At 40.4% G+C, this 24,243-nt stretch carries 24 protein-coding genes and 1 tRNA gene; 20 read left to right on the top strand and 5 right to left on the bottom strand.

Annotated elements, in window-relative coordinates:
- The first annotated feature begins 320 nt into the window (after positions 1 to 320).
- From IMPJCBKJ_RS20010 to IMPJCBKJ_RS19935, 16 genes are all read left to right on the top strand, one after another.
- Positions 321 to 1,130: a sulfite exporter TauE/SafE family protein gene (locus tag IMPJCBKJ_RS20010; RefSeq protein WP_166341782.1), complete on the top strand. Its 810-nt coding sequence runs from the start codon at positions 321 to 323 to the stop codon at positions 1,128 to 1,130.
- Positions 1,131 to 1,144: 14 nt separating this feature from the next.
- The gene (lgt, locus tag IMPJCBKJ_RS20005) at positions 1,145 to 1,948 is read left to right on the top strand and encodes a prolipoprotein diacylglyceryl transferase (RefSeq protein WP_138618689.1); all 804 of its coding nucleotides are present in this window, start codon (positions 1,145 to 1,147) and stop codon (positions 1,946 to 1,948) included.
- A gap of 13 nt (positions 1,949 to 1,961) precedes the next feature.
- Positions 1,962 to 2,813, top strand: a complete 852-nt coding sequence (locus IMPJCBKJ_RS20000) for a thymidylate synthase (RefSeq protein ID WP_138600286.1) — start codon at positions 1,962 to 1,964, stop codon at positions 2,811 to 2,813.
- A gap of 26 nt (positions 2,814 to 2,839) precedes the next feature.
- The gene (galU, locus tag IMPJCBKJ_RS19995) at positions 2,840 to 3,721 is read left to right on the top strand and encodes a UTP--glucose-1-phosphate uridylyltransferase GalU (RefSeq protein ID WP_054554355.1); all 882 of its coding nucleotides are present in this window, start codon (positions 2,840 to 2,842) and stop codon (positions 3,719 to 3,721) included.
- Positions 3,722 to 4,149: 428 nt separating this feature from the next.
- The gene (locus IMPJCBKJ_RS19990) at positions 4,150 to 4,659 is read left to right on the top strand and encodes an SPOR domain-containing protein (protein ID WP_054554356.1); all 510 of its coding nucleotides are present in this window, start codon (positions 4,150 to 4,152) and stop codon (positions 4,657 to 4,659) included.
- 73 nt (positions 4,660 to 4,732) lie between these two features.
- On the top strand, positions 4,733 to 5,341 hold the full coding sequence (locus tag IMPJCBKJ_RS19985; protein ID WP_082389317.1) for an SPOR domain-containing protein: 609 nt from the start codon (positions 4,733 to 4,735) through the stop codon (positions 5,339 to 5,341).
- Between the two features lie 111 nt (positions 5,342 to 5,452).
- Entirely contained in the window at positions 5,453 to 6,046 is a 594-nt protein-coding gene (locus IMPJCBKJ_RS19980) for a DUF4402 domain-containing protein (protein WP_054554358.1), read from the top strand.
- Positions 6,047 to 6,065: 19 nt separating this feature from the next.
- Positions 6,066 to 6,533 (top strand): DUF4402 domain-containing protein, encoded by a 468-nt coding sequence (locus tag IMPJCBKJ_RS19975; RefSeq protein WP_054554359.1) that lies wholly within the window; start codon positions 6,066 to 6,068, stop codon positions 6,531 to 6,533.
- An 8-nt stretch (positions 6,534 to 6,541) separates the two neighbouring features.
- Positions 6,542 to 7,333, top strand: coding sequence for a fimbria/pilus periplasmic chaperone (locus IMPJCBKJ_RS19970; RefSeq protein WP_166341780.1), 792 nt, complete (start codon positions 6,542 to 6,544; stop codon positions 7,331 to 7,333).
- Positions 7,334 to 7,353: 20 nt separating this feature from the next.
- Positions 7,354 to 10,320, top strand: a complete 2,967-nt coding sequence (locus IMPJCBKJ_RS19965; RefSeq protein ID WP_206004331.1) for a hypothetical protein — start codon at positions 7,354 to 7,356, stop codon at positions 10,318 to 10,320.
- Positions 10,321 to 10,333: 13 nt separating this feature from the next.
- Positions 10,334 to 10,828 carry a hypothetical protein gene (locus tag IMPJCBKJ_RS19960; protein WP_166341778.1) on the top strand — a complete coding sequence of 165 codons (495 nt, stop codon included), beginning with the start codon at positions 10,334 to 10,336 and terminating at the stop codon, positions 10,826 to 10,828.
- A 162-nt stretch (positions 10,829 to 10,990) separates the two neighbouring features.
- Positions 10,991 to 11,584: a FlgO family outer membrane protein gene (locus IMPJCBKJ_RS19955; protein ID WP_054554363.1), complete on the top strand. Its 594-nt coding sequence runs from the start codon at positions 10,991 to 10,993 to the stop codon at positions 11,582 to 11,584.
- Positions 11,585 to 11,598: 14 nt separating this feature from the next.
- Positions 11,599 to 12,273, top strand: a complete 675-nt coding sequence (locus tag IMPJCBKJ_RS19950; protein ID WP_166341776.1) for a FlgO family outer membrane protein — start codon at positions 11,599 to 11,601, stop codon at positions 12,271 to 12,273.
- Positions 12,274 to 12,276: 3 nt separating this feature from the next.
- Positions 12,277 to 12,942, top strand: a complete 666-nt coding sequence (locus IMPJCBKJ_RS19945) for a FlgO family outer membrane protein (RefSeq protein ID WP_138618699.1) — start codon at positions 12,277 to 12,279, stop codon at positions 12,940 to 12,942.
- 109 nt (positions 12,943 to 13,051) lie between these two features.
- Positions 13,052 to 13,126: transfer RNA gene (locus IMPJCBKJ_RS19940), tRNA-Arg, on the top strand.
- A 360-nt stretch (positions 13,127 to 13,486) separates the two neighbouring features.
- On the top strand, positions 13,487 to 14,443 hold the full coding sequence (locus IMPJCBKJ_RS19935) for an alpha/beta hydrolase (RefSeq protein ID WP_166341774.1): 957 nt from the start codon (positions 13,487 to 13,489) through the stop codon (positions 14,441 to 14,443).
- A gap of 42 nt (positions 14,444 to 14,485) precedes the next feature.
- Here IMPJCBKJ_RS19935 and IMPJCBKJ_RS19930 read toward each other — a convergent pair whose 3' ends face one another.
- The 3 genes from IMPJCBKJ_RS19930 to IMPJCBKJ_RS19920 all read right to left on the bottom strand — a co-directional run bounded on the left by IMPJCBKJ_RS19930 (position 14,486) and on the right by IMPJCBKJ_RS19920 (position 18,126).
- Positions 14,486 to 15,550 carry a zinc-binding dehydrogenase gene (locus IMPJCBKJ_RS19930; RefSeq protein WP_166341772.1) on the bottom strand — a complete coding sequence of 355 codons (1,065 nt, stop codon included), beginning with the start codon at positions 15,548 to 15,550 and terminating at the stop codon, positions 14,486 to 14,488.
- Positions 15,551 to 15,731: 181 nt separating this feature from the next.
- Positions 15,732 to 17,165, bottom strand: a complete 1,434-nt coding sequence (nhaD, locus tag IMPJCBKJ_RS19925) for a sodium:proton antiporter NhaD (RefSeq protein ID WP_054554368.1) — start codon at positions 17,163 to 17,165, stop codon at positions 15,732 to 15,734.
- Between the two features lie 232 nt (positions 17,166 to 17,397).
- Positions 17,398 to 18,126, bottom strand: coding sequence for a glutathione peroxidase (locus IMPJCBKJ_RS19920; protein ID WP_166341770.1), 729 nt, complete (start codon positions 18,124 to 18,126; stop codon positions 17,398 to 17,400).
- A 109-nt stretch (positions 18,127 to 18,235) separates the two neighbouring features.
- Here IMPJCBKJ_RS19920 and IMPJCBKJ_RS19915 point away from each other — a divergent pair, with 109 nt between their 5' ends.
- On the top strand, positions 18,236 to 19,135 hold the full coding sequence (locus tag IMPJCBKJ_RS19915; RefSeq protein WP_054554370.1) for a LysR substrate-binding domain-containing protein: 900 nt from the start codon (positions 18,236 to 18,238) through the stop codon (positions 19,133 to 19,135).
- On the opposite strand, the gene IMPJCBKJ_RS19910 is transcribed toward IMPJCBKJ_RS19915, so the two are convergent.
- On the bottom strand, positions 19,118 to 20,308 hold the full coding sequence (locus tag IMPJCBKJ_RS19910; protein WP_166341768.1) for a flagellar assembly protein FlgT: 1,191 nt from the start codon (positions 20,306 to 20,308) through the stop codon (positions 19,118 to 19,120). The genes IMPJCBKJ_RS19915 and IMPJCBKJ_RS19910 overlap by 18 nt on opposite strands.
- Before the next feature lie 110 nt (positions 20,309 to 20,418).
- Here IMPJCBKJ_RS19910 and IMPJCBKJ_RS19905 point away from each other — a divergent pair, with 110 nt between their 5' ends.
- The 3 genes from IMPJCBKJ_RS19905 to IMPJCBKJ_RS19895 all read left to right on the top strand — a co-directional run bounded on the left by IMPJCBKJ_RS19905 (position 20,419) and on the right by IMPJCBKJ_RS19895 (position 23,657).
- A complete protein-coding gene (locus tag IMPJCBKJ_RS19905) occupies positions 20,419 to 20,877 on the top strand; it encodes an LPP20 family lipoprotein (protein ID WP_054554372.1) in 459 nt (152 codons plus the stop codon).
- 120 nt (positions 20,878 to 20,997) lie between these two features.
- A complete protein-coding gene (locus IMPJCBKJ_RS19900; RefSeq protein ID WP_082389319.1) occupies positions 20,998 to 21,705 on the top strand; it encodes a transglutaminase-like cysteine peptidase in 708 nt (235 codons plus the stop codon).
- A complete protein-coding gene (locus IMPJCBKJ_RS19895; protein WP_166341766.1) occupies positions 21,699 to 23,657 on the top strand; it encodes a LapD/MoxY N-terminal periplasmic domain-containing protein in 1,959 nt (652 codons plus the stop codon). The genes IMPJCBKJ_RS19900 and IMPJCBKJ_RS19895 overlap by 7 nt, the downstream gene beginning before the upstream one ends.
- Here the strand turns inward: IMPJCBKJ_RS19895 and IMPJCBKJ_RS19890 are convergent.
- A complete protein-coding gene (locus IMPJCBKJ_RS19890) occupies positions 23,654 to 24,241 on the bottom strand; it encodes a response regulator transcription factor (protein ID WP_166341764.1) in 588 nt (195 codons plus the stop codon). The genes IMPJCBKJ_RS19895 and IMPJCBKJ_RS19890 overlap by 4 nt on opposite strands.
- Positions 24,242 to 24,243 lie beyond the last annotated feature (2 nt).

Below are 24,243 nucleotides of genomic sequence, written 5' to 3'. Positions count from 1 at the left end.
AGCACTTATACCCAAGCCACCTCAAGATGTAGAATTCAGCGTTTCACAGGTGCTCAATATCAAGGCGTTACTTTGCAACAATGGCAGTCCCTTTTAAGAAGTAACAACGATGAGAGTAAGTGCCTGTGAAGCGCCCAAGGGGTTGGTTTAAAAGCGATTTATACTGCGTTATTGATTTTAACAATAGAACCACTATTACTTGCAATCAATGCCTTGCCTAAATCGCTTTTAATTCCAACTGAAACTCGCATCTTGAGGTGGTTTGGGTATATATATTAGTTTAGTATATGTATATAACAAATTGAATATATGAGTGTGCTATGCATGATGTAATACTTTTAATGGTGTACTGCGCAATTTTGGGCAGCGTGGTTGGATTTTTAGCAGGCTTATTAGGCATTGGTGGCGGTCTGATTATCGTGCCGGTACTTAGTGCGCTATTAGTGTCGTTCAATGTTGCCGACCCAAGCCATGTATTAGTTATCGCGATAGCAACCTCGTTAGCATCCATTATTTTTACCTCGACGTCTTCAGCCTTTGCTCATCATCGTAATGCTAACGTGCCATGGGAAATTGCTCCTTGGGTTATGACTGGCGTTGGCCTAGGCGCATTGATCAGTGGCTTTGCAGCAAGCTTTATTCCTGAGCAACTGCTGCGCCTTGTTTTTGCCGGTAGCGTGGTGTTTATCGCACTTAGAATGGTGTTATCGACACGTAAAAAAGCCGCCAGTGAAAAGCCGCTTCCATCAGGGCCTATTCTTGGCTTTTTATGTGCCATAATGGGGGCACTTTCAGGACTAATTGGTATTGGTGGTGGGGCGCTTATTGTGCCGCTACTGCATTATTTTTCCGTTGATATTAAAAAGGCCATTGGTTGTGCTGCTGCTTGTGGTATTGTCATTGCGCTGTTTGGCTCGGTGGGTTACGTATCTGCTGGCTGGCAATTAACATCTTTCAGTGATGGATTTGCCGGATTTGTGTATTTACCTGCGTTAGTGGGGATTGTGGTTACCTCGTCGCTCATTGCGCCTATAGGTGCCAAAGCCACGCATTACTTGCCTGTGGCAACAATAAAAAAAGTATTCGCGCTATTACTTGTCATAATTGCGCTTAAAATGGTGTTTAGTTAAAGGTTTTTATTTTTATGGCTCTTCAATTTCCAGATATCGATCCGGTTATTTTTTCGGTAGGCCCGCTCAGCGTACGTTGGTACGGTTTAATGTATTTAATTGGTTTTGCTTTGGCGATGTGGCTTGCTAATCGCCAAGCAGCAAAACCAAACTCAGGTTGGACAAAAGAACAAGTCAGTGACTTATTATTTTACGGCATGCTCGGGGTAATACTCGGTGGCCGTATTGGTTATGTATTGTTTTATCAGTTCAGCTACTTTATCGAAAACCCACTGTATTTATTCAGAATTGACCAAGGTGGTATGTCGTTCCATGGTGGCACCCTGGGTGTCATTACAGCCATTGCAATCTTTGCTTGGACCCGTAAAAAATCATTGTTTGAGGTAGGTGACTTTGTGGTGCCACTCGTACCGCTTGGTTTATTAGCCGGACGTATTGGTAACTTTATTAATGGCGAACTATGGGGCCGAGTGACAGATGTACCTTGGGCATTTGTTTTTCCTACAGGTGGCCCAGAGCCTCGTCACCCATCCCAATTATACGAAGCCTTTTTAGAAGGCCTAGTACTGTTCTTAATCTTACAATGGTTTATCAAAAAGCCTCGTCCAGCGGGAAGTGTTGCTGGGGTGTTCTTACTTGGCTATGGTGCGTTTAGATTTATTGTTGAATACTTCCGTGAACCAGATGCTCATTTAGGTTTATTTGCAGGCGTTATCTCTATGGGTCAAATACTGTCATTGCCGATGGTAATTGGTGGCCTTGGTTTGTTAATATGGGCTTATAAAAAGCCGCAGCAAAGCGTGGCAAGCAAAGCATAACAAGAGCAATTCAATGAAACAGTATTTAGATTTATGTCAGCGTATTGTTGACGAAGGTGTGTGGGTTGAGAACAAACGCACAGGAACCAAATGTTTAACCGTAATTAATGCCGATCTTGAATATGATGTGGCAAATAACAAGTTTCCGCTCATCACCACGCGAAAGAGCTTTTACAAAGCGGCGATAGCGGAGTTACTGGGTTATTTACGTGGTTACGACAGCGCTGCACAGTTTCGTGATATCGGCTGTATGACTTGGAATGCCAACGCGAACGAGAACAAAGCGTGGCTTGAAAATCCGCATCGTCGTGGTGAGGATGATATGGGCCGTGTGTATGGTGTTCAAGGGCGCAGTTGGCAACGCCCTGATGGTAGCCACCTTGATCAGCTTAAAAAAGTTATCGATAACTTATCGAAAGGAATTGATGATCGCGGTGAAATCGTCACTTTTTATAATCCAGGTGAATTTGAGCTAGGTTGTTTACGCCCTTGTATGCACACGCACACCTTTTCTTTGTTGGGCGATACTTTATACTTAACATCATACCAACGTAGCTGTGATGTGCCGCTGGGTCTGAACTTTAATCAAATTCAATGTTTTGTGTTACTTGCTTTAGTTGCACAAATAACCGGACATAAACCGGGTAAGGCGTATCATAAAATAGCGAATGCGCATATTTATGAAAACCAACTTGAGTTGATGCGTGATGTACAACTTAAGCGAGAGCCTTTCGCGTCGCCAGAATTAAAAATAAACCCAAATATTAAATCATTAGAAGACATTGAAAGCTGGGTTACAAAAGATGATTTTGAAGTAGTAGGTTATCAGTGTCACGATGCAATTAAGTATCCGTTTTCAGTTTAAGAACAATAAAATTTAAGGAGAAATCAATGAAAGCAGTGATCCCAGTTGCTGGTCTTGGCACGCGTATGTTACCTGCAACAAAAGCAATCCCTAAAGAAATGCTTCCTATTGTTGATCGCCCGTTGATTCAGTACGTTGTAAATGAAGCAATATCAGCAGGAATTAAAGAAATTGTTTTAGTAACGCATTCAAGTAAAAACTCAATTGAAAACCACTTTGATACCAGTTTTGAGTTAGAAGCCACACTTGAAAAGCGTGTGAAACGTCAGTTACTTGCTGAAGTACAGTCAATCTGCCCGAAAGATGTGACTATTATCCACGTTCGTCAAGGTGAAGCGAAAGGCCTTGGTCATGCGATAAATTGTGCGGCGCCTATTATAGGTAATGAACCGTTTGTTGTTATCTTACCGGATGTTATCATCGATGATGTTGCGAGCGATCTTAAAAAAGATAACTTAGCTGAAATGATCCAGCGTTTTGAAACCACCGGTGAGAGCCAAATTATGGTTGAGCCTGTGCCGCAAAACGAAGTAGACAAGTTCGGTGTAGTAGACTTAGGTGATGTAACAATCAATCAAGGTGAAAGCGCCGCAATTTTGAATATGGTTGAAAAGCCTCCTATTGATCAAGCTCCATCAAATCTTGCTGTTGTGGGTCGCTATGTACTGAGCAAAAATATTTGGCCATTACTTGCAAAAACTCCAGCTGGGGCAGGTGATGAAATTCAATTAACAGATGCCATAGCCATGCTAATGGAAAAAGAAACAGTTGATGCATACTCTATGAAAGGTAAAAGCCATGACTGTGGTAGCAAAATTGGTTATTTAAAAGCCATCGTTGAATTTGCTTTACGACGTGAGGAATTCAAAGATGAATTGAGCGACTTCATAAAGTCGTTGGTTAAATAACCAATTCTATTTACTTAGTAATAAATTATGTTAAAAAAGTGCCTATATGGCACTTTTTTGTTATTTACAAGCAGCTGACAATTGTTGATTATTAACAAATTAGGGACTTTTCTGATATACCTTTGTCTTATAGGGTTGTTAAGATGAGTATGGTGATTAATTGCTCTAATTCAGTTAGTTAACTGAGTAATGAAAAGCATTAATAATTTTGCTGCAAATTGTTTATGTTATAAAGCTACTTTTTACTAACAACATGATTTGCAGCGAATTAAAGCACTAAACTGAAATTATAATAAAAACATAATGTTAGTGTTTATTTTCAATATCTTAAATTATCTTTTAGCTTTTGATGTACAGGTAAGTACTAACAGATAGTCTTCTTCAAAGTAAGAAGCAATTTTTTAACGGTACGTTTAAGAATCCTGATTATGAAAGATTACTTCAAGCCTTTTCGCTGCAGTATATACCTAATGGTGTTATTAACTGTTTCTGGTTGCAGTAATGAGCTGCTGCTAAGCTCTACCGTTAATTCTATGCAAAGTTTTGCACTTCGCTTAATCGATCCTATTTTTCAAATTAATGTAAAAACTAGTTCTGAGCTTCAATCAACGGCTACACAAAAAAATACCCTAGCCACTGCTGCTATATTAGCACCTACAAAACCTAATTATACTTTTGCGTTACAGTTAGCATCAGTTAGCTCTGAGACCGCAATAGAAGTCACCTTTCATAAAATGGCAAAACAAGCGCCTAGTATTTTTCAAGGTAAACCAATTTTGAATGTTGAAGTTGCAGACGTGCATGATAGAACTTTCTACCGCTTAAAGTTTGGAGGCTATAAGTATTTAAAAAATGCGAAAGCTGACTGCGCGGCTATTAAGCGACAAGGTATTGATTGTTGGGTTAGTAAATACACAGATAATCGAATTTATTTTTAGCGTCAAATATTCACTCTAAAGGTGGCATTTTTATTGCTAAGATTTAAGTCTGTTTTTTAGAATTGACGTCACCATGCATTTTTCTATTTTCTCTAAATATTTATTGTTAACCATCTGCTTAACTGCTTTAACAGCATGTATGATGAGCCAAGAACAAAGCCAGCCTGTTTATACTGAACAGCAGGTACAGCAATTTGCTGCCGAGTGGCAAAATCAACAGCCTAGCATTGAACGTCTTGCTGCAATGGAAAAAGACCTTGCGTTGTTAATCGAGGTACTTTCGGCTAATAGTGATTTAACTGCACAACCATCGGCATTTGAGCCGCAAAATGATGTGATCTATCACCAAAGTGAGCAAATACAATCTCAGCAATCATCATCAATCGACTCATTAGAAACGATTATTGCTGCAAACAAAGCAGCAGAAGCAGGTGTGCAATTAGGTTTATATTTAACGCCGAAAAAGGTCAGACATCAGGTCTTGAACCTTAAACGTGATTATCCTGCTGTTTTAAATGACCTAGATTTTCGCTTTAAAACTCGTGAGCAAAAAGGGGTAACCTTGTATGGATTACGAGCAGGTCCATTTGCAAATTATACTCAGGCGACAGCTTTTTGTGAGATAGCCAAAAGAATGGGGCAAACTTGTGTGACAGCCCCTTTTATTGGGGAGATGCTATAAGTATCTTTCCTCTTGGAAATTAGGGGATTAACCTTAAAGTATTTGTTCTAGAGGTCGATAAAGCTTAAGATACAGCAAAATGGCTTAGCCATTTATTTATAAGGACTTAATATGAAATTACCTCTTTCTTTAATTGCATGCTCATTAGCATTTTCTGCTTTTTATTCTTATGCCACTACTGAATCTTTCAGTGCAACAGTAAAGGTTCAAAACTCAGTTGTTTTAACAAAAGGGAATGATCTAAATTTTGGTACTATTCGTGCCGTAGCCGATCCTTCAGGTGCTGCGCAAGCTGTTTTAACAATTAACCCAGAACCTGATGCAAGCCCTGTTTCAACAAGAACAGATGCATCTCCTGCGATTATTTCAATTATTGAGCAAGGGTCTCCTGCTTCATTTACGGTATCGGAAGCGGTGCCAAATGCGCGTTTGTCGATTACTGATCCTACTGCTAATACTTTAGCTTCTGATGGACAAGGTTTAAATGAGCCAAACTTTATTGTTGATGAATGGAAGTATTTTATTACTTCAGGCCCAAATGCAAATGCTTATTACCTTCCAGGCAGCCCAAATTTAACAGCAGATGCAGACGGCAGTGTTGAGTTTAACATTGGTGCCAATTTATCTACCTCAAATTCGGCGTCATCTGAGCCTTATCGTGATGTTGAGTATACCGGCACTTTCCAATTAGAAGTTGCTTACTAATAATACTAGGTAATTAGTCATGCGCTTTTTGCTTTTAGCTACTGTTTTATTTTGTGTGTTCTCAACACCCTTACAGGCTGCGAGCACAGAGCAACAAGCGCTTGATTTTGGTACTCTAGTTATTCTAGCTAATACAAATACCAGCTCTGTAATCGTCAAAGATGATGGCAGTATCAATACGCAGGGCTCGGTTTATGTTCTTAAAAATGGCCGCCCTGCAGAATTATTACTTACTGACTTTCCAGCTAGAACTCAGCTAACTATGAATCTAGTTGCCCCAGTTGACTTAACACATGATATCGATGGCAACTCGAGTGCTGGATTTTCTGTACGCCTTAATGGTTTTCCTAAATATGTGATTACCAATGAATTTGGTGAAGCAAAAGTATTTATTGGCGGTATTTTAACGACAGACCGTAGCGCTAAACCATACGCTGATGGTCAGTATTCTTCTACAACTTATTTAGAAATATCAGTCGATTACTAAGGATAGATATGTTCGCAAAACGTCTTTTATGTGGACTTCTTTTTGTTTTTTTCAGTCAATATGCAACGGCAAACTTACTTATTTCACCAACGCGGGTTTCATTTGATGAGCGCCAACGAAGCGCAAAAGTCACCGTCATTAATAGCTCAGAAGAGTACCGTACATACCGCGTGGTATGGAGCGAAAAATTAGCGCTACCTGGTGGGGGCTATCAAACATTGAGTGAGCCAGTAACCACGAGCCTTTCTCCTATGGCACGCTTATCACCAAAGCAAATTCGCTTAGCACCTGGCGAAAGGCAAACGATTAAAATAGCAATTAGAAAGCCTAAGGATTTGGCTAAAGGGGAATATCGTTCCCATTTACTATTTCAAGCCTTACCAAATGAAGATAAGGCAGCTAAGGCTGGACTTAAAGTGAATATGATTTTGAGTTTTAGTATTCCAGTTGTATATCGTGAACAAGGTGAGCTGCCAAAAGTTGCATTTCAAACTGCAGAAATAGTTGAAGATTCTCTAAACAAAAAACCAAAAATTGCCGTTAAATTAACTGAACAACAAGGTTTTAGTAGTTACGGTCGACTTAGCGCGTATATTACTAATTCTGCAGGTAAACAAGAAAAAATCGCAGAAATCGGGAATCTAAGCCTATACCCTGAAGTTGAACAAGCGACTGTGTTGTTAGATTTATTCTCTGGTAAACAGTTGCCAAAACAAGGGAACATTGAGCTTAAATATCAAGGTGCCGATGAGTATGAAGGCGTCGATTTTGGCTCATATTCATTGCCTATTCGACATTAGGGATTAATGCGAAAAAATTTATGAATCGCTTATTTGCGTTAGGGCTTATGCTATTAAGTCCTATCAGCGTTGCTAATTCGACTGTGAGTACAGAGGATGTACTAGCTAGAGTCAATGCCATAAGAGCTAAGCTAAATGGCGAACAGCTTTACGCTCCACAATCTAAGCATATAACTGCTGTCAATCATTCTGCAGACACCTTTGACGCTCAGCAACGAATTGCCACTGGGGAATTTTTGCTATTTTCAATTTATTTAAATGAAAATTATTTAGGTGAGTTGTTTGCCCTTAAGTCTGATCAAGACATATTGCTTGGCGTTTCGGGGCTAGTTGATATTTTACAGCTTGCAATTAATGTCGATATATCAGCCGAGAGGGCCGAAGGTTGGTTCATTAACACCAATAAAACCTTTCAATTAACAGCTCAAAAACAGTTGATTACAGATACAAAAAAGTGGCAGCTTACAGAACAACAAATTAGTGTTGATGATGATATTTATATAGAGGCAGCAGTACTCGCTGAGGCTTTAGAATTTCAGCATCGCTCTGATTACGCAAGCTTAGAGCTGTATATTGAAACTGAGTCTGTTTATCCGGTTGTCGCCCAAGCGCAGCGACATAAAAAACAACTACAAAGCTATAGTACTCAAAAGCAACCAACTTTACCTTGGAAACCAAGCCCATATCAGGCCTTATCTGTCCCTGTGGCTGACTTACAATTGAACTATACCCAAGATAATGATGGTAGTCAGGCAAGTTACTCATTACTTGGCTCGCAAGATTTTGCATACCTTACTATGGAATACTTTTTATCGGGCCGTGAAAGTGATTTATTGAATAACTCAAGACTAACTTTCTCCAAGCAAGATGTGAATAATCAGCTGTTAGGTCCACTTGCTGCAAGTCTTATTGAGGTAGGTGATGTCACAGCTACGCAAGTTGGCAGCCGTTATAACAACCAGTACGGGCGCGGAGTTAAAATTTCGAATTATCAACTTGGGCAAGCAGTTAATAATAATCGAGTGAATCTAACTGGTGCAGTACAGCCAGGTTGGGATGTTGAATTATACCGCAATGGTATTTTAATTGAGCAGCAATTGAGCTTGGCGGATGGGCGCTATGTTTTTGCTGACGTTGATTTACTGTTTGGTGAAAATAACTTTGAGTTGATTTTTTATGGTCCGCAAGGGCAAGTAGAGCGAAAAACAGAATATTACTACATTGATGGTACGCAGCTTGAACAAGGGGAAGCAGTCTATGAGTTATCTGTTTCAGAGCAAGGCAAGCAGTTATTAGGTAATTACAGTAATAGTGCAAACAAGGGCTGGGTTGCTGCAGGGCGATACCAATATGGATTGAGTGATAACGTTGCTATGTACTCAGGCTTTATGGCGCAAAAGCAAGAGCAAGATGAGTTATACCATGTTGCTCTAGGAACGAATCTCAGCTTGTTAGATAGGTTATTAGTTAATCTGGAATATGAAGAAAACAATCAACAACAAAGAGAATTTGAATTAACAACAAGAACTAAACTGGCTGATCAGTCCTTGTTGTTCAGCGCTACGAACCGTACTGATAACCAGAATGGTCGAGATATAACGCTGAAAAGCTATCAATTTGATATGTCTGGTGAGCTGATGCAAAACAACTTTGGGCGTCTTAATTATCAAAACAACTTTTTAGTTCAACACGCACAAAGTGGTGATTTAAAGCAAATTTATAACCGTTTAAATTACAGCTATGCAAACGTCTCAATAAATAATTTATTGCAATGGCAAGACCCAAGCGCCGGGCAAGAAAGTGTAGATGGTATGACGCGTTTACAAACACGACTAGGCAGAGTGTACAGTCGGTTTGGTGTTAATTATCGACTTTCTCCAGTGAGTGAGATAGCAAGTTATGAAGCTGAATTTAGCCGAAGTTTAGGCCCGAGTCTCCAAGCAGAGTTAACTTTAAGGGACTCTCTAGATTACGATGTTAAGTCTGCAGAATTAGGACTAACGTGGCAAAATGACAGGATTAACTTAAGCAGTAATGTTAATTACGATAGTAATGACCAATGGCAAATTCGCTTAAATAGCCGATTTAGCTTTGGTTTTGATAGCCAATATAATCAACCATTTATGAGCAACAGAACATTGACCAATACAGGTAGTTTAATGGTTAATGTGTTTTTAGATGAAAATGATAATGGTATTAAAGACAGTACTGAGAAGGGCTTGGCGGGTGTTAAAGTAAAAGGCTTACAAAATTATCGCCAAGCGATTACTGATGAACAAGGGATCGCGATTCTTTCTGCTATGCCAGCTAACCGCACAACAGATATAGTGCTCGATCGTGACAGTTTTGCTGACCCTTTTATGATCCCCGCCCACGATGGTTTCTCTATAACACCACGAGCAGGCTTTGTTGAGTACATGGATTACCCAGTAAATAATGCCAGCGAAATAGAAGGCACTGTTTATCAGCAGACAGAGCAAGGAGCTAATGTTCAACCTTATGCCCAAATTACTTTAGTGGATGAGCAAGGTAATGATGTAGCAACTACGCAAGCGGCTTATGATGGCTATTACTTGTTTACTGATATTAAGCCCGGTAAGTATCAGGCGATTGTAGATAAGCAGTACCAAGGACAAAAATCACTGACTAGTACTCAAACACATAAAATACAGTTATCGCCCAAAGGTGATGTGCTGGTGGGAGTTGACATTACTTTGCGCCCACTCGAAAAGCGCCAGGGATATATAGCGAGTATTGGCAAGTTTAATTCACTGAAAATATTAAAGGTGTATTACTCATTGGTGAAACAGCGTTTGTTACAGCAAGGGTTAAAAAACGCTTTTTATATTCACGATAAAGCAAATGCACACTACACGCTTGCGATTGGCTATGACGCACAATCTGCAAACGAGCTTGAACAGCAATGTGTGCAGCTAATATCACAAGCAATTAAATGCCATGTAACAGAGCAGCATGTTCAACACTAGCAAGGAGTAAATTATGGTTTTTACGACTTTTCAAAATCTGAAGAAAGTATGGTTAGTTTTACTGGTTACTCCTATCTTTGGTTGCCAAAGCGTATCAGAGCCACAAGTGAGTGAAGAAAACTTAGTGAAAATTAGCAAACAAGAGCTTATGGAGCTAAGGCAGTCGCATCAGCAATTCCAAGCAATGAAGCCAGAGCTTGAGCGCTTGCTGACAATAGAAAGTGAGTTAACCTTACTCACTGAACAACTTACTTTGTTAAATACGCAACAAGCTGAGCCTGTAAATACTAAAAAGTCATCAGTAACCGCCCCTCAGTTTATTGCGGAGCCTGAAGCTAAGTTTGCACTACAGCTTGCTTCCGTAACAGAATTACCTCGACTAACAGCTCGCCTTGCTGAAATTAAAAAACAAGCGCCGGCACTATTTCATGGTCAGTTTATTGCTAATGTAGAGTCAGTAACTGTAAATGGCAGCACTTTCCATCGCTTGAAAATTGGTGCATATTAACAAAAGCAGCAAGCTGCTAATGATTGTAAAAAGTTAGCATCTGTCGGGGTGGCATGCTTGGTATCGCACTATGTGCAAAATCCGCTTGATTTATCCCATCAACAATAATACTTAGGCATAATTATTGCTTTATACTTACTAAGTTTAGTGAGGATGGCAATTATGCGCCTGTTATTTTATTCAGTTTTTTTAGTGTTGGTGGGTTGTAGCTTAACTGAAAAGCCACAAAAAGCGCCCCCTAGAGAAACCCCAAAATCGCCGATGGCACCTTATACGGTGCATCAATACGTTGCTGATCTAAGTAGTCAGCTGAGCCGTATTCAAGGCCCTTACAAAGGCAATGCACGTATTGCTGTGACCAGTTTCTATATGGCTGATGGCTTAGGTACTGATTTAGCAGAAGATCAGGGCAGTGGCTTGAGCCAGCAAATTCAAGAAAGTTTATTAACGCAATTTACTCAGCTTGGTTTTCATACCATAGAGTATCGATTAGAAAAGACTTTAAATTTGCAGCAATCGGCCGATAGTGTACTTAGTCGTGATGTAAATACCTTGCGTCAACGTCAGAATATTGACTTTGTTATTACCGGCACACTGACGCGGCAACAACATGCCTACATAGTTAACGCCCGATTGGTAAATACCAAAGATCTGCGAATAGTGTCAGCAGCAAGCACCGAGATCCCTATCAATGTGATGTGGGGCGCTGAAAAAGTTCAGCAACGTGATGGCCAGTTGTATCGAAGCGAATATTAAGAGGAACTCATTTAATGAAACGTTTAATTTTAACTTTATGTTTGCCTTTTGGCTTTGGTTGCTCGTCAATGTTAACTGGTGATGTAACACAACACGATAATGATCCTCAATTAGCTGCGCAAAGAGAAGTTGCCGCGCCGCATAGTAACTACAGTGTGTTTCAAACCAATCAGGCGGTGATGAATAACAGCACCTTTACCGCTGCACCAACGCGCAAAAATATTAATCACTATGTGCGTGGCATCATGCAGGACTTAGTTGAAAACTTGCAATATGTTAGCTATAACACGCCGGTTGCTGTTTCAAGCTTTGTATACCTTGATGCAGATTACAACTCAACGAATTTGCTAGGTAATCAAATTGCTGAAAGTTTCATTCATGAGCTTCATGCATTTGGTGTACCTGTCATTGATTTTAAAACCACTGATTATATGCGTGTCACGCCAAGTGGTGACTATGTTTTCAGTCGTGATTATTTAGAGCTAAGCCAAGATCAAAACTTCAATTATGTATTGGCGGGTACTTTGGTTAATCATCAAAGTGGTGTGCTCGTTAATGCCCGCATTGTTGGTTTAGCAAGCAAAGCAGTTGTAGGGTCAGCGCAAGGCTTTATACCACAATCAGTGGTTGATGCCCTTGATAGCACCAACCGTAGTGATGGTATTACACTTAAACAAGCAAGTGAGTAAGCTATGAAAGGTTTTATCTTCGCATCGTTAACGCTCGCGATTTCTGGCTGCCAATTGCTGCCAGAGCAATCAGCAGAGCCGCAAAATACCGCTCAAAGTGCACCTGCATCAGCAAGTACTCAAGTCGATTATGTTGCTATGCTGCAAGCGCTTGAGCAAAAAGATATGCAGCAGGATAACGCTAACCATCGTTTATTTGTGCCTTATCAACATCATAAAACCGTTGTTAATTATGTCGAGCAAATGGCCCTTGAATTAGTGGATACCATGCAACAAGAAAGCGAGTTAGGAATAGCCATTACTAGCTTTGTTGATTTAGATGCGAGCCTAAAAAACAGCTCTCAACTTGGTAATCAACTCTCTGAAACAATGATGCACCAGCTGCAAAAATTCGGCTTTGGCGTTGTTGATTTTAAAGCGATGGATATCATTAGTGTGACCTCGCGTGGTGATTTTGTTATGTCGCGGGATGTAGAAGAGTTAGCCGAGCGTCGCATCGCCAGCCATGTACTTACAGGCACGCTGATATACCGCCCAAATGGTGTTGAAGTGAATGCGCGAGTAATTAATTTAAACTCAAAGCTGGTTATTGCTAGCGCACAAAAAGTGATCCCATATTTTGTGCTAAAGAATGAGTCAATCAAATCAGCAACTGCTCGCGTTAACTAGCCTCATTATTTTACCGATCGGCTTGCTCTAAAGCCGGTTGGATTAATTTCTTGATTACCAAAGCCTTAGACCGTTATAATTTTCTGTAGCTTTACCTCAGCTTTTGAGTGGCCTCTTAGTTAAATGGATATAACGGCCCCCTCCTAAGGGGCAGTTACAGGTTCGATTCCTGTAGGGGCTACCAATAAAATCAATGGTTAGTCATGCTCTTCTTTGAAGCAAATTTGTAGCATTAAAGTTCCAAATCGATTGCCTAAATCAATATCCGATAAATTTGAGTGTTCTATTAAATAATACAGATTTCTTCATCCGAACAGTCTTCTTATCAAGTCGTTTTTTAGTGCTGCCAGCATTTCACTTACTCAACACTATGTCTATTTTCAATATTAAAAAACAATACGTTTGTCGTGTTCTTTACTGTTTTTCTTGCTGTTTGATTGAAATCTAAACTAATCATTATTTTGCAGATTAGTTTTAACCCCGCCTATAAAAGTGACAGGTTCTAACTATTTACTATGGCTAAAAACAGAATAAGGATATTGATATGTTGATTATTACGAATAGAAATATAAATAAATCAAACTTTAAAAATGGCGTAGGCGATCACAATGCTTTTGGTGACTACGCAAACGCTAAAGGACCTAATGAAGTTAGGCTCGCTTATGCAGATAAAGTAGAGGGAGTATGGCAAGTGCGACTAGTCACTGAGCCATCTAAAATCACAGAGAATAATATTCCCTCTAAAAAAGCATTTGCAGAAGTTCGTGAACGGCTCACTTCTTCAGGTAAAAACTGCGTTTTTTTTGTACATGGCTTTAATCAAAGCTTTTATAAGAACTTAGAAAAGTCATTAGCATTAGAAAAAGAGCATGGGGTTGAGGTTGTTGTTTTTTCTTGGCCCTCTAATCCTGGAGGTTTTAAGACAAAAGAATACCGAAGCGCTAAGAGAAATGCACAGGCGTCAGTTGGTGCTTTGGATGCTACGTTGGAAAAGCTAGGTCATTACATGAAAGAGCCGTTCAATAAAGAGGCCCTTGAGGCATGTGATATTAAATTTACCTTTATGACATACAGTTTGGGGAATTACTTGTTTCAGAATTACGTTATCAACGCTTTATACGAAGCTGAAACAAGAATGTTTGATAACGTTGTATTGTGCCAAGCTGATGTTGATAACGCAGGTCATCAACATTGGGTAAATAATATAGAAGCTGGAAAACGAGTTTATATTACGATCAATGAAAATGATTGGGTCCTAAAATGGTCTGATGCGAATTTTCAAAAAGATCGGTTAGGAAGAACTGCTAGGAATTTGGTCGCTTCAAATGCTTTTTATTTTGACTTTACTGGCGGCCCAAATGTTGGAAAAACCCATGGCCTGTTCTATGAAAAGACAAATGATGTAGTTAAATCATTTTTTACAACTGTTTTAAATGGCGGTAGAGGTGAGGAGACTGATGGCTTAGTTTTTGATAGTAGGTTGAACGCTTATAGATTTTAGCTCTAAAATGAGGCTATTATTTTTTTTATAGCCTCATTAAAATTAACCCGTTACTTTTTCAAGCTCGCCTGTGCGCCATGGTTCAATGATGATTTTGATATGGTCGTTTGGTTTAAATAAGGTATCAAATGCACCTTGTACGCCGTCTATGCCGACTTTACCAGTACGCATTTTTTGCCATGCAATTTTGCCTGACGCGATGTTCTCAAGTGATTGTGCAAACTCTTCTGGCTGGTAGTAATAAGAGAAAATAAGGTCTAACTCTTTCACTGTGGCATAAGCAAAGTTAACGTTTAGTGGCGCGGTATGTACACCAGTTACAATGATTTTTGCTTTTGCTGGCGCACGTAAAATGTAATCGTTTAATAAGCGGCTTACACCAGCACATTCAAAAATAACCACCTTGTTGTTACCCGCAAGTGCTGCGGCTGTAGCAACTTCATCATCCGCCATAGGGTTAACATATACTGTGGCGCCAAATTCAAGGGCAATTTGTTTTTTACTTTCTTGTGGATCAGAGGCAACGATGTGTTTTACGCCTTGAAGCTTTAACGCGGCAATCGCGGCAAGGCCAATTGGGCCACAGCCAACCACAATGGCAACATCATCATTATTCATTTGTGCACGGTTCACTGCGTGCAGGCCAACAGCAAGTGGTTCTGTAATGGCTGCTGCTTCTGATGGAACAGCATCAGGAATAGGTAATAGCAAGGCTTCATCAACAATAAAGTATTCAGAGTAGGCACCATATAGCCCAGGGGTTACACCTACGCCAGCGCCGCCCGCAGAAAGTAAAATTGGCACTGAAGTTACGCGGGTGCCTTTAGCTAATTCGCCTTTAGTATTTGGGCCGTAGCTAACGATTTCTGCCGCGTACTCATGGCCTAATAATACTTCTTGGTCATTGCCTGCCTCTTTAGCCATGATGCCAAGGTTTTTATAGATATCGAATACATCGCTTGTGTGGCGGGTTATATGAATATCAGAACCGCAAATACCGCAAGCTAGGCTTTTTACAAGTACTTGGCCGGGTCCGGGAGTAGGAATATCAATTTTTTTTACATGCAACTTGCCATTTTGCATGGCAACAGAATTCATTTGGCTCATATGTGTGTCCTCAACTCACCTTATTTGTGAATTATTAGACTAAAGTAAAGTGCCTGCCTTAATCTTGACTTTTTACGACAAAAACACAGCTTATTACGACGCTGTTGTTTATAAACTGCTCATTGTGAAATATTTAAAGTAAAAACCCTCAAAGTGATAAGGGTTTTTACTTTATTAAGTCTTAGCCGAAGTAGGCTGTATTGAGGTATAAATGAGTTAATACTCCAGCAAAGTAACCGAGTAAAATGACCGGCGACCATTTTAAGTGGCTATTAAAGGTGTAGATCCCTCGCGCTTGACCCATTAGTGCAACCCCTGCCGCGGAGCCAATTGATAACAGGCTACCACCAATTCCGGCTGTTAGCGTGATAAGCAACCATTGACCGTGCGACATATCAGGCATCATTTGCAGCACTGCAAACATCACTGGAATGTTATCTACTACCGCAGACATTAAACCAAGAATAATGTTCGCACCGGTGGCAGACCAGTTGTTATAAAGTAAATCAGAAAGTAGCGCTAAGTAGCCGATAAACCCTAAGCCACCAACACAAATAACGATGCCATAGAAGAACAAGAGCGTGTCCCACTCTGCTCTCGATACGCGGCTAAATACATCAAAAGGAACAACGTTACCTAAGCGAGATAAGCGCTCTTTATCACCTTCACGCTCTGCCATCGCACGCTTTCTGGCAAGAGAGCCGGGGAGTGTCACGCGTAAGAAGTAACCAAAAAACTGTAAATAGCCAAGGCCCATCATCATGCCCACAACTGGCGGTAAACCAAAGGCGGTTTTTAGCACCACGGCGGTTAAAATTGTCAGTAAGAATAAGCACAATATGCGAAGCGCACCGCGTTTAAGTTCAATATCTTCATCGGCCGTATCCGGGTGACGGTTATTGATAAATAAAGACATAACAAAGGCAGGAATAATATAGCTGACTAAAGCTGGCAGAAATAAAACAAAGAACTCGGTAAAGGCAACAACATCGGCTTGCCAAACCATCAGTGTCGTGATGTCACCAAATGGGCTGAATGCGCCGCCGGCATTAGCGGCAATCACTATATTTACGCATGACATAGCAATAAAGCGGTTATCATTTGCTGCAACTTTCATTACCACAGCACATAAAAGTAGGGCGGTTGTTAAGTTATCGGCTACAGGTGAAATACAAAATGCCAGTACACCGCTTATCCAAAATAATTGTTTGTAACTAAAGCCCCTCGCAACTAGCCAGCTTCTTAGACCATCAAATAAACGGCGTTCTTCTAGGGCGTTAATGTAGGTCATCGCAACGAGCAAAAATAGCATTAACTCCGAAAATTCTAACAAGGCATGACGAAATGCGTCGGTGCTAAGATCAGATAAGTTTTGTGCACTGTATTGCCAAGCAATAAGGGTCCAAATAATCCCGGCTGCAACTAATACGGGTTTTGATTTGCGTAAGTGAATTTTTTCTTCGAGTATGACGAGCACATAAGCAAAGATAAAAATAACAAGGCAGATAATGCCAACAGGATGGGTGAGTAAATCGATAGTACCAGTTGACGCAGCATGAGCTTGGCCACCGAAACATAGCAAGGATAGGATCAGTCCTTGTAATAGTTTTTTCATTGTATATTCCACTTAATTCATCTTAAATTCGTTACGGTTTGAGTAAATGTAGCTGCAGACATTTTAAGTTTATTCTTGGCTTTATGTAACAATTTGGTAACTAAGGTGTTGGTATTTTGAATATAAATATGGGTGATGGCGAGAGCAGACCAGTTATATAATTTATAATTGAATCAATTGGTTGAGGTTTTAAAATAATAAAGGGCTGCAACGAGCAGCCCCAACTTGAAAATTATGCAAAGTGTTTTTCTAAATCGTCAGAGCCACCAATGTGCTCACCGCCTATGAATACTTGCGGCACTGTCTCACGACCTGAAATCGCTTTTAAACTCGTTAGTGAAGCGTGTTGACCTAATACAATTTCTTCGTACACATAACCTTTTGCGTCTAGTAGCGCTTTAGCTTTGGTACAGAACGGGCAGTTAGGTTTAGTAATAATGCTCACTGATTCTGGTTTTACCTGTGCTGGGTTAATGTATTCAAGCATGGTATCTGCATCAGATACTTCAAACGGGTCACCTGGCTTTTGTGGCTCAATAAACATTTTTTCGATAACGCCATCTTTTACCAGCATAGAATAACGCCAGCTGCGTTTACCAAAACCTAAGTCGTTTTTATCAACGAGCATACCCATACCGTCGGTAAACTCACCGTTACCATCTGGTAATAGAGTAATGTTTTGCGCTTCTTGGTTTTGAGCCCATGCATTCATTACGAATGTATCGTTTACAGAAATACAAACAATGTCATCAACGCCGTTTTGTTTAAATACAGCTGCAAGCTCGTTATAACGAGGTAAGTGAGTTGATGAGCATGTTGGTGTAAATGCACCAGGTAATGCAAATAACACAACCGTTTTACCTTTAAAAATTTCGTCAGTGGTTATTGATTTCCACTGCTCGTCTACACGCGTTGCGAATGTAACGTTTGGTACTCTTTGGCCTTCGATATTGTTTAACATTGTTTTGATTCCTCTTGATTTGTTGAGTGCCATTATGCAATTTAATTTATGATAGCTCCAATCGTTTGTTTGTATTAGTATGATAGGTAAAAGCTATTGATGGTGTGATATGAATTTAAAAGACTTTGAATACGTAAAAGCGGTTGCACAATATAAGCACTTCAGAAAAGCTGCCGATGCGTGCTATGTCAGCCAGCCTACATTGAGTGGTCAGGTCAAAAAGCTTGAGCAAGAGTTGGGTGTTGTTATTTTTGACCGTTCAACTAAGCAGGTTACGTTGACTGTGCAAGGTGAGCAACTACTTAAACAGATCACAGTTATTTTAGAGCAAACACAGGTACTTAAAGAAATAGCTACCAGCTCACACGACCCACTTAAAGGTAAAATAAATGTCGGTATTATTCCTACCATTGCGCCTTATTTACTGCCAACGCTGCTAACATCGATGAAGCAAGCCTTTAGTGAAACTCAGTTTTCATTTATAGAAATGCAAACAGCACAAACGCTTGTAGCGCTTGATAATGGTGAGATTGATATTGCCATTGTTGCTGATGTGGCTGATTTAGCGCCTTATCATGTGTCACCGCTTTATAAAGAAGATTTTTTAGTAGCGGTTTCTGAACAACATGCATTAGCAAAATACCCTGAGGTTGCGCTGGCTCAATTACAAGGTTGTGATTTATTGATGCTAAATGAAGGGCATTGCTTTAAAGATCAAGCAGAACAATTTTGCTTTTCAGCAGGGGTTGAGGTGTCAAATCAATATAAAGGCAATAGTATTGAAACCTTACTCGCGCTGGTGGCAATGGATGATGGGTTAACTTTTGTTCCTAAGCTTGCTTGTACACCACGTGAAGGAGTAAAGTACTTAGCAATTACACCAAATCAGCAGCGCCAAGTTGTTATTGCAACCCGTAAGCATTACCCACATATAGCAGGCGTTGAGCAATTAGCCGACTGGCTAAATGCTCATAAGGGACTACAAGCTCATTTACTCGCTAGTAGCTAATTCAACAATATCGTTTATTTGAATGTTTGGTAGTGGTTGCTGATCAATACTTATGGCTACCGCTGATTGCTGATAAAGCTGAGTTACTTTTACCTGGTTAAGTGTGGTGATTTTATGCGGAAGCTTATTACCCTGAGCATCCGTTAGGTAATTATGATGGGCAATATTTAAAATTTGCCCTTGCTCAATCCCGTGCGCCTTACCCAAGTTGATGATTAGCCTATCGTTTTCGATATGCAGTATTTTTCCTTGCGTGGGTAAGCAGGCCATGGCTGCTTGTAAGTCATAGGTTAGGGTTTGGTTTATATCGCTGATAGCTTGGCCATAGTCAGTTGCCCAAAATCGGTCGCTATATACATCGATGATCTCAGTCTTTTTATACGGCCAAATGCCTTCTGTTTGGTAGCTTTTTTGCCAGAGCTTTTCGTAAGTGGTGCCATCAAATAATACGTAATCTACTTTGTATGCACGCTTGAAACTATCATCTTGCCAAAATGCATAATCGTTGTTGATCTTATGGTTAACCGATAAGTCACGAATACGGCTCAGTAATACATATTGCGAGTTACTGCGGCTAGTGATCTCTTCAAGTAGCGCATTACTGTAATCGTATTGCTGAGTGAAAAAATGATCTACTCGCAGTGGGATATTGTAATAGGCTGTTGGCTTTGCAGCCATTTGCGTACTGTTTAAGCTGGCATAGAGGTGTTCGCTAATAGCTTTGTTTACGTCAAAAATTTGGCCCATGCGCGCTTGCTCGCGGTTGGCCAGTTGGCTTTGTGTCACGGCAATAAATTTAGTGTATTGGTTTGCTGGGCATTCTTCTGCTTGAGCAAAAATATCTAAGCGAAGCGTTATAGCATAGGTGTCGTTATGGCGGTCTTCGCTGATCAGTTCTATTTTTTGGATTTCACCGTGGCTGCTTATTTTTAGCTGATCTTGCGTCAAAACCCCGTCAACGAGGGTTTGTACTGAGCTAACTCGAGCGCCAGAAAACACTAACGCCTGAGTTATGGCGTCTTTAATAGCGGCAGATTTGGCTTGGCTCGTATCGCCATTTTTTATAACAGCATGACCTGTAGATTCAAACCACTGCGCTAAGCTATTGTTAGAAAACAAAATTGTAAAGGCTAAAGCGAACCACTTAAAGTTGGCTCTTGTTTTATTTTTCATGCTGACACCTAGCATTAAAACCAATGAATAACCTTAACGAGCAAGGACTGTACCACAGTGGCATTAAACGTGCATATTTGTAGCCAAAGAGTTTTAAGCGGAAATAAATCATGCGAGCATTATTATTCGGCGGGCTGGTTGCCTGCGCAGCATTAACCGGCTGCAGTAGTATTTTTGATAAACATGTAGAATACACTTACATTGAGCCAGATAGCTACCCAGTGCTAAAAGCCGTGGGTTATGCGCCTATTAGTGCTCAACCTGGTAATAATGAATCGCAGCGTACCCTTCTTGCGATTAAAGCCTCAAAGCTTGAAGCGTATCGAGAGCTTGCTGAGCAAGTTTACGGGCAAAAAATTTCCGCAGGTACCACAGTGCAAAACAGTATCGCACATAATGATCAATTACAAAGCCAAGTACAAGGTGTGATCAAAGGTGCACAGGTGATCAAGACTTATGCAGTAGGCGATACCTATGCAACTGAATTGCAGCTCGATATGAAGCGTGTCCACGATTTATACATCGGCGAAGTAAAACCTCGACAGGTAAAAAAAGTAACGTATTATTAGCGCTTAAATTCTCATAGTTTCAGCTTGGGTGCTATGCTTTAAAAATCATATTTTTTTATTAAAGCATAATGGGTAACACACACGATTACATTCAAGCTGAATATCTCCAAGGCATGCCTTATGTTATCTAAGGCTTGTATCTTTGCTTGTCGTTTTATTGGGCGTTACCGCTTTTTATCTTCTTCAATTGTCATTCTATTTTGCGTCACTAGCGGTGCTTTAGCTGAGCGCTTAGTGATCGAGTTCTCAACCTTTATTCAACAAATGCAGCAACGCTACGGTGCCACGCGAGTTACTGTCGCAAGGCAATGGCAAGGCATGTTGCAGCATGCTCAAAATCTTCCTGAACAACAGCAAATTTTGGTCGTTAATGATTTTTTTGCACGTAGTTTACGTTATCAAACTGATATCCAGCTATGGAAACAAAATGATTATTGGGCAACCCCACTAGAAACAATGGGAACAGGGCTTGGTGATTGTGAAGATTACGCTATTGCTAAGTACGTCAGCTTACGCGCTTTGGGTATAAGCGATACCAAACTTCGATTGATTTATGTTAAAGCGCAATTACCTGGAACTAGGAAGACCCAAGCCCACATGGTGTTGGGTTATTACAGTCAACCCAATGCACAACCACTTATTTTAGACAGCTTAATCGTAAAAGTGTTGCCTGCTGCAAAGCGCACCGATCTTAGTCCTGTTTTCAGCTTTAACAGTAAGGGCCTTTGGGCTAACAATTCAGCACAAAGCGTAGCCGATCCGACAGCGAGGCTATCACGTTGGCGACATATTTTAGAGCAAACTCGTAAAGAAGGAGTTAAATGGTGAATGTAATTAAAGCGTTTAAACGCAAAAAAACCATTACTTTGAAACAAGAGTTATGGATTGCCATTTTAGTGGTGATCATTATTGGCTTTATTAGCAGTTTGATAATTAGTACAAGTTCGGCAAAAGACTATTTTACAGCCGAACTTAAAATGAAAAATGTAGATAATGCAAATTCATTAGCGCTAATGTTGAGTCAAATGGATAAGGACCCTGTGGAAATCGAACTGCTTCTTTCGGCGTCGTTTGATACAGGTTATTACCAACGTATTGAATTAAAAGATCCGAATGGCGAGACTATTATAAAACGTGCATTTAAGGGCGAGTTAGTGCTTGATGCACCGAGCTGGTTCCGCTATTTATATTCTCTTGAAGTAGCACCCGGCATTGCGCTTGTCAGTGATGGTTGGCAGCAATATGGTACTTTATATGTTGAAAGTCATAGTCAACATACACAAGATGCGCTTTGGCAAAGTTCGGTGCATTTGTTTTTTAGCTTTCTTGCTGTTGCAGTTGTTGCTTGTATAGCGAGCGCTTACTTCTTATCGAAAATTTTAAGCCCTTTGAGCGATGTAATGCGCCAAGCAATAGCGTTAGGAGAAAAGCGCTTTATTAAATCAAAGGTGCCTAGAACATACGAGTTTGCCAAATTAGTTTCTTCAATGAACTTACTATCTACACGTTTTAGCCGCATCGTGAAAGAGGACCGTCAAAGGCTTGAAGAAATGCGTTTTAAGAGCCAGCACGATGACCTGACTGGGCTTGCAAATCGTGAGTATTTTAATGCGACCTTAGATACCTTTTTAGATAATACACAAGGGCATGGCGCATTATTCCTTTTTAGGGTGGTTAATCTTGACGAGCTAACAGAGCAAGTTGGACGTGTAGAGATGGTCGAGTTTTTACGTCTTTTCTCGCAGTCGTTAGTTGCATTTCTAGAGTCGAATGAAGATAGCTTTAGAGAGAGCCATATTGCGCGAATGTCGCATGTCGACTTTTTGGTGTTGTTTTCTGATGTGAGTGATCTAACACTGTTGAGTGACAATATTTTGCAGTCTCATCAGCAATTAGTTGCTCAGTACGCACAGGTGGATCTTGCTGTATCTCATAGTTGCAGTTTAGTTACTACCAACGATACGCGAGGAGCGCTGTTAAAACGGGTTGATAGCTTATTAAAAGTGGCGATTGCAAAGCCTGGTTGTAATGCCCACTTTACTGTAGATGGTACTGCTGAGCTTAGAAATGATGACCTTAATTTTTGGCGAGAAACGATAGAATCAGCATTAAAAGAAAACCAACTAGAAATTGCATTATATCCCGTTACCTCGTTCAGCGACGTTCTTCTACAACAACAAATTTCACTGAGTTTATTGCTCAAAGGAGAGAAGTACGGAATAGGATTTTACTATCAATGGGCGCACAAACTTCAATTACTAGCGCGGCTTGATTGGAGCCTAATGAAATTGATGATTAAGCAATATGGTGAGTTAACAGACGGTGCCTTGCTGGGGATGGAGCTCTCAGCAGGTACCTTACATGATGATATGGCCGTAGCGTCAATTTTGACAGGATTGTGTGCTTACCCTGAACTTGCTAAGCGAATTTGCTTTGAGGTACGAGCAAACACTGCCATTAAAGATTTACCGTTATTCAGGCGTTTTTGCAGTCAGGTGCATAGCATAGGTGCAAAAGTTGCGTTAAAACGCGTTGGGGCTGAGTTTACAAAATTAACTAAAATCCAAGAGCTTGGCCTTGAGATGATAAAGGTAGATAGCGTTTATTGTCATAACATTAGTTTTAATGACTCAAATCAAAGCTTTTTGAGAGGGGTATGCTCATTAGCTCACTCGCTAGGGATTAAGGTTGTTGCTGAAGGGGTTAAAAACCCAAGTGATCAATCAACCTTAAAAGGGCTTGGTTTTGATGGTGTTGTTGCGGTTGAAGAGTCAGTTTAATGACCCTTCACAGCAAGCATTAATTGCATTCGATCGCGTACCTTTAATTTATGAAAAATTGAGCTCATGTGCTCTTTGACAGTGCGCTCAGTAATATTTAAAACTTGCGCGACTTGTTTGTTGGTTGCACCTTTTATAACTTCATCAACAACCTGTTTTTCACGCTTGGTGAGAGAACTCAGATCACATTGATGCGGATAGTTAATTGCTTGTCCTGATAACACGCCAACCAAGTTTGAAAGTAATTGCCCAGGAAGCCAAATTCCACCGGCGTTAACGGTTTCAGCAACTTGTTCGATGACAGTTTTGTTTGCAAATGCTTCAATGTATCCGCGTGCACCAAGTTGCAGTGCATCACACAGTTGTTGAATATCCAGCTGAGTTGTCATCACAATCACGGGTAGTCGTTGTGCGGTTAATTTTTGTAGCTGCACTTGCCAATCCGCAGAGTCTGCAAGTAACCAGACTAATGTGTCTGCTAATAATTTCTTAGGACAGGCTGTCTGAATTACGCAATTTGGAAATGCATTTAGCCAGTGAGGCGATTGCAAATCATCTTGTGTAATAAAAATACTGCGACGCATGA

Origin of the sequence: Pseudoalteromonas sp. MB47 (assembly GCF_011319765.1) — a bacterium.
In the GTDB taxonomy this organism is placed as follows: Bacteria; Pseudomonadota; Gammaproteobacteria; order Enterobacterales; family Alteromonadaceae; genus Pseudoalteromonas; species Pseudoalteromonas simplex.
Note: the sequence above shows the minus strand (reverse complement) of the source record. Positions and strands in the feature narration are given on the sequence as shown.

Bases quoted from the DNA above. Each gene is read 5' to 3' on its own strand.
- IMPJCBKJ_RS20010 (WP_166341782.1), top strand. From the start codon at position 321: ATGCATGATGTAATACTTTTAATGGTGTACTGCGCAATTTTGGGCAGC.
- lgt (WP_138618689.1), top strand. From the start codon at position 1,145: ATGGCTCTTCAATTTCCAGATATCGATCCGGTTATTTTTTCGGTAGGC.
- IMPJCBKJ_RS20000 (WP_138600286.1), top strand. From the start codon at position 1,962: ATGAAACAGTATTTAGATTTATGTCAGCGTATTGTTGACGAAGGTGTG.
- galU (WP_054554355.1), top strand. From the start codon at position 2,840: ATGAAAGCAGTGATCCCAGTTGCTGGTCTTGGCACGCGTATGTTACCT.
- IMPJCBKJ_RS19990 (WP_054554356.1), top strand. From the start codon at position 4,150: ATGAAAGATTACTTCAAGCCTTTTCGCTGCAGTATATACCTAATGGTG.
- IMPJCBKJ_RS19985 (WP_082389317.1), top strand. From the start codon at position 4,733: ATGCATTTTTCTATTTTCTCTAAATATTTATTGTTAACCATCTGCTTA.
- IMPJCBKJ_RS19980 (WP_054554358.1), top strand. From the start codon at position 5,453: ATGAAATTACCTCTTTCTTTAATTGCATGCTCATTAGCATTTTCTGCT.
- IMPJCBKJ_RS19975 (WP_054554359.1), top strand. From the start codon at position 6,066: ATGCGCTTTTTGCTTTTAGCTACTGTTTTATTTTGTGTGTTCTCAACA.
- IMPJCBKJ_RS19970 (WP_166341780.1), top strand. From the start codon at position 6,542: ATGTTCGCAAAACGTCTTTTATGTGGACTTCTTTTTGTTTTTTTCAGT.
- IMPJCBKJ_RS19965 (WP_206004331.1), top strand. From the start codon at position 7,354: ATGAATCGCTTATTTGCGTTAGGGCTTATGCTATTAAGTCCTATCAGC.
- IMPJCBKJ_RS19960 (WP_166341778.1), top strand. From the start codon at position 10,334: ATGGTTTTTACGACTTTTCAAAATCTGAAGAAAGTATGGTTAGTTTTA.
- IMPJCBKJ_RS19955 (WP_054554363.1), top strand. From the start codon at position 10,991: ATGCGCCTGTTATTTTATTCAGTTTTTTTAGTGTTGGTGGGTTGTAGC.
- IMPJCBKJ_RS19950 (WP_166341776.1), top strand. From the start codon at position 11,599: ATGAAACGTTTAATTTTAACTTTATGTTTGCCTTTTGGCTTTGGTTGC.
- IMPJCBKJ_RS19945 (WP_138618699.1), top strand. From the start codon at position 12,277: ATGAAAGGTTTTATCTTCGCATCGTTAACGCTCGCGATTTCTGGCTGC.
- IMPJCBKJ_RS19935 (WP_166341774.1), top strand. From the start codon at position 13,487: ATGTTGATTATTACGAATAGAAATATAAATAAATCAAACTTTAAAAAT.
- IMPJCBKJ_RS19930 (WP_166341772.1), bottom strand. From the start codon at position 15,550: ATGAGCCAAATGAATTCTGTTGCCATGCAAAATGGCAAGTTGCATGTA.
- nhaD (WP_054554368.1), bottom strand. From the start codon at position 17,165: ATGAAAAAACTATTACAAGGACTGATCCTATCCTTGCTATGTTTCGGT.
- IMPJCBKJ_RS19920 (WP_166341770.1), bottom strand. From the start codon at position 18,126: ATGTTAAACAATATCGAAGGCCAAAGAGTACCAAACGTTACATTCGCA.
- IMPJCBKJ_RS19915 (WP_054554370.1), top strand. From the start codon at position 18,236: ATGAATTTAAAAGACTTTGAATACGTAAAAGCGGTTGCACAATATAAG.
- IMPJCBKJ_RS19910 (WP_166341768.1), bottom strand. From the start codon at position 20,308: ATGAAAAATAAAACAAGAGCCAACTTTAAGTGGTTCGCTTTAGCCTTT.
- IMPJCBKJ_RS19905 (WP_054554372.1), top strand. From the start codon at position 20,419: ATGCGAGCATTATTATTCGGCGGGCTGGTTGCCTGCGCAGCATTAACC.
- IMPJCBKJ_RS19900 (WP_082389319.1), top strand. From the start codon at position 20,998: ATGTTATCTAAGGCTTGTATCTTTGCTTGTCGTTTTATTGGGCGTTAC.
- IMPJCBKJ_RS19895 (WP_166341766.1), top strand. From the start codon at position 21,699: ATGGTGAATGTAATTAAAGCGTTTAAACGCAAAAAAACCATTACTTTG.
- IMPJCBKJ_RS19890 (WP_166341764.1), bottom strand. From the start codon at position 24,241: ATGCGTCGCAGTATTTTTATTACACAAGATGATTTGCAATCGCCTCAC.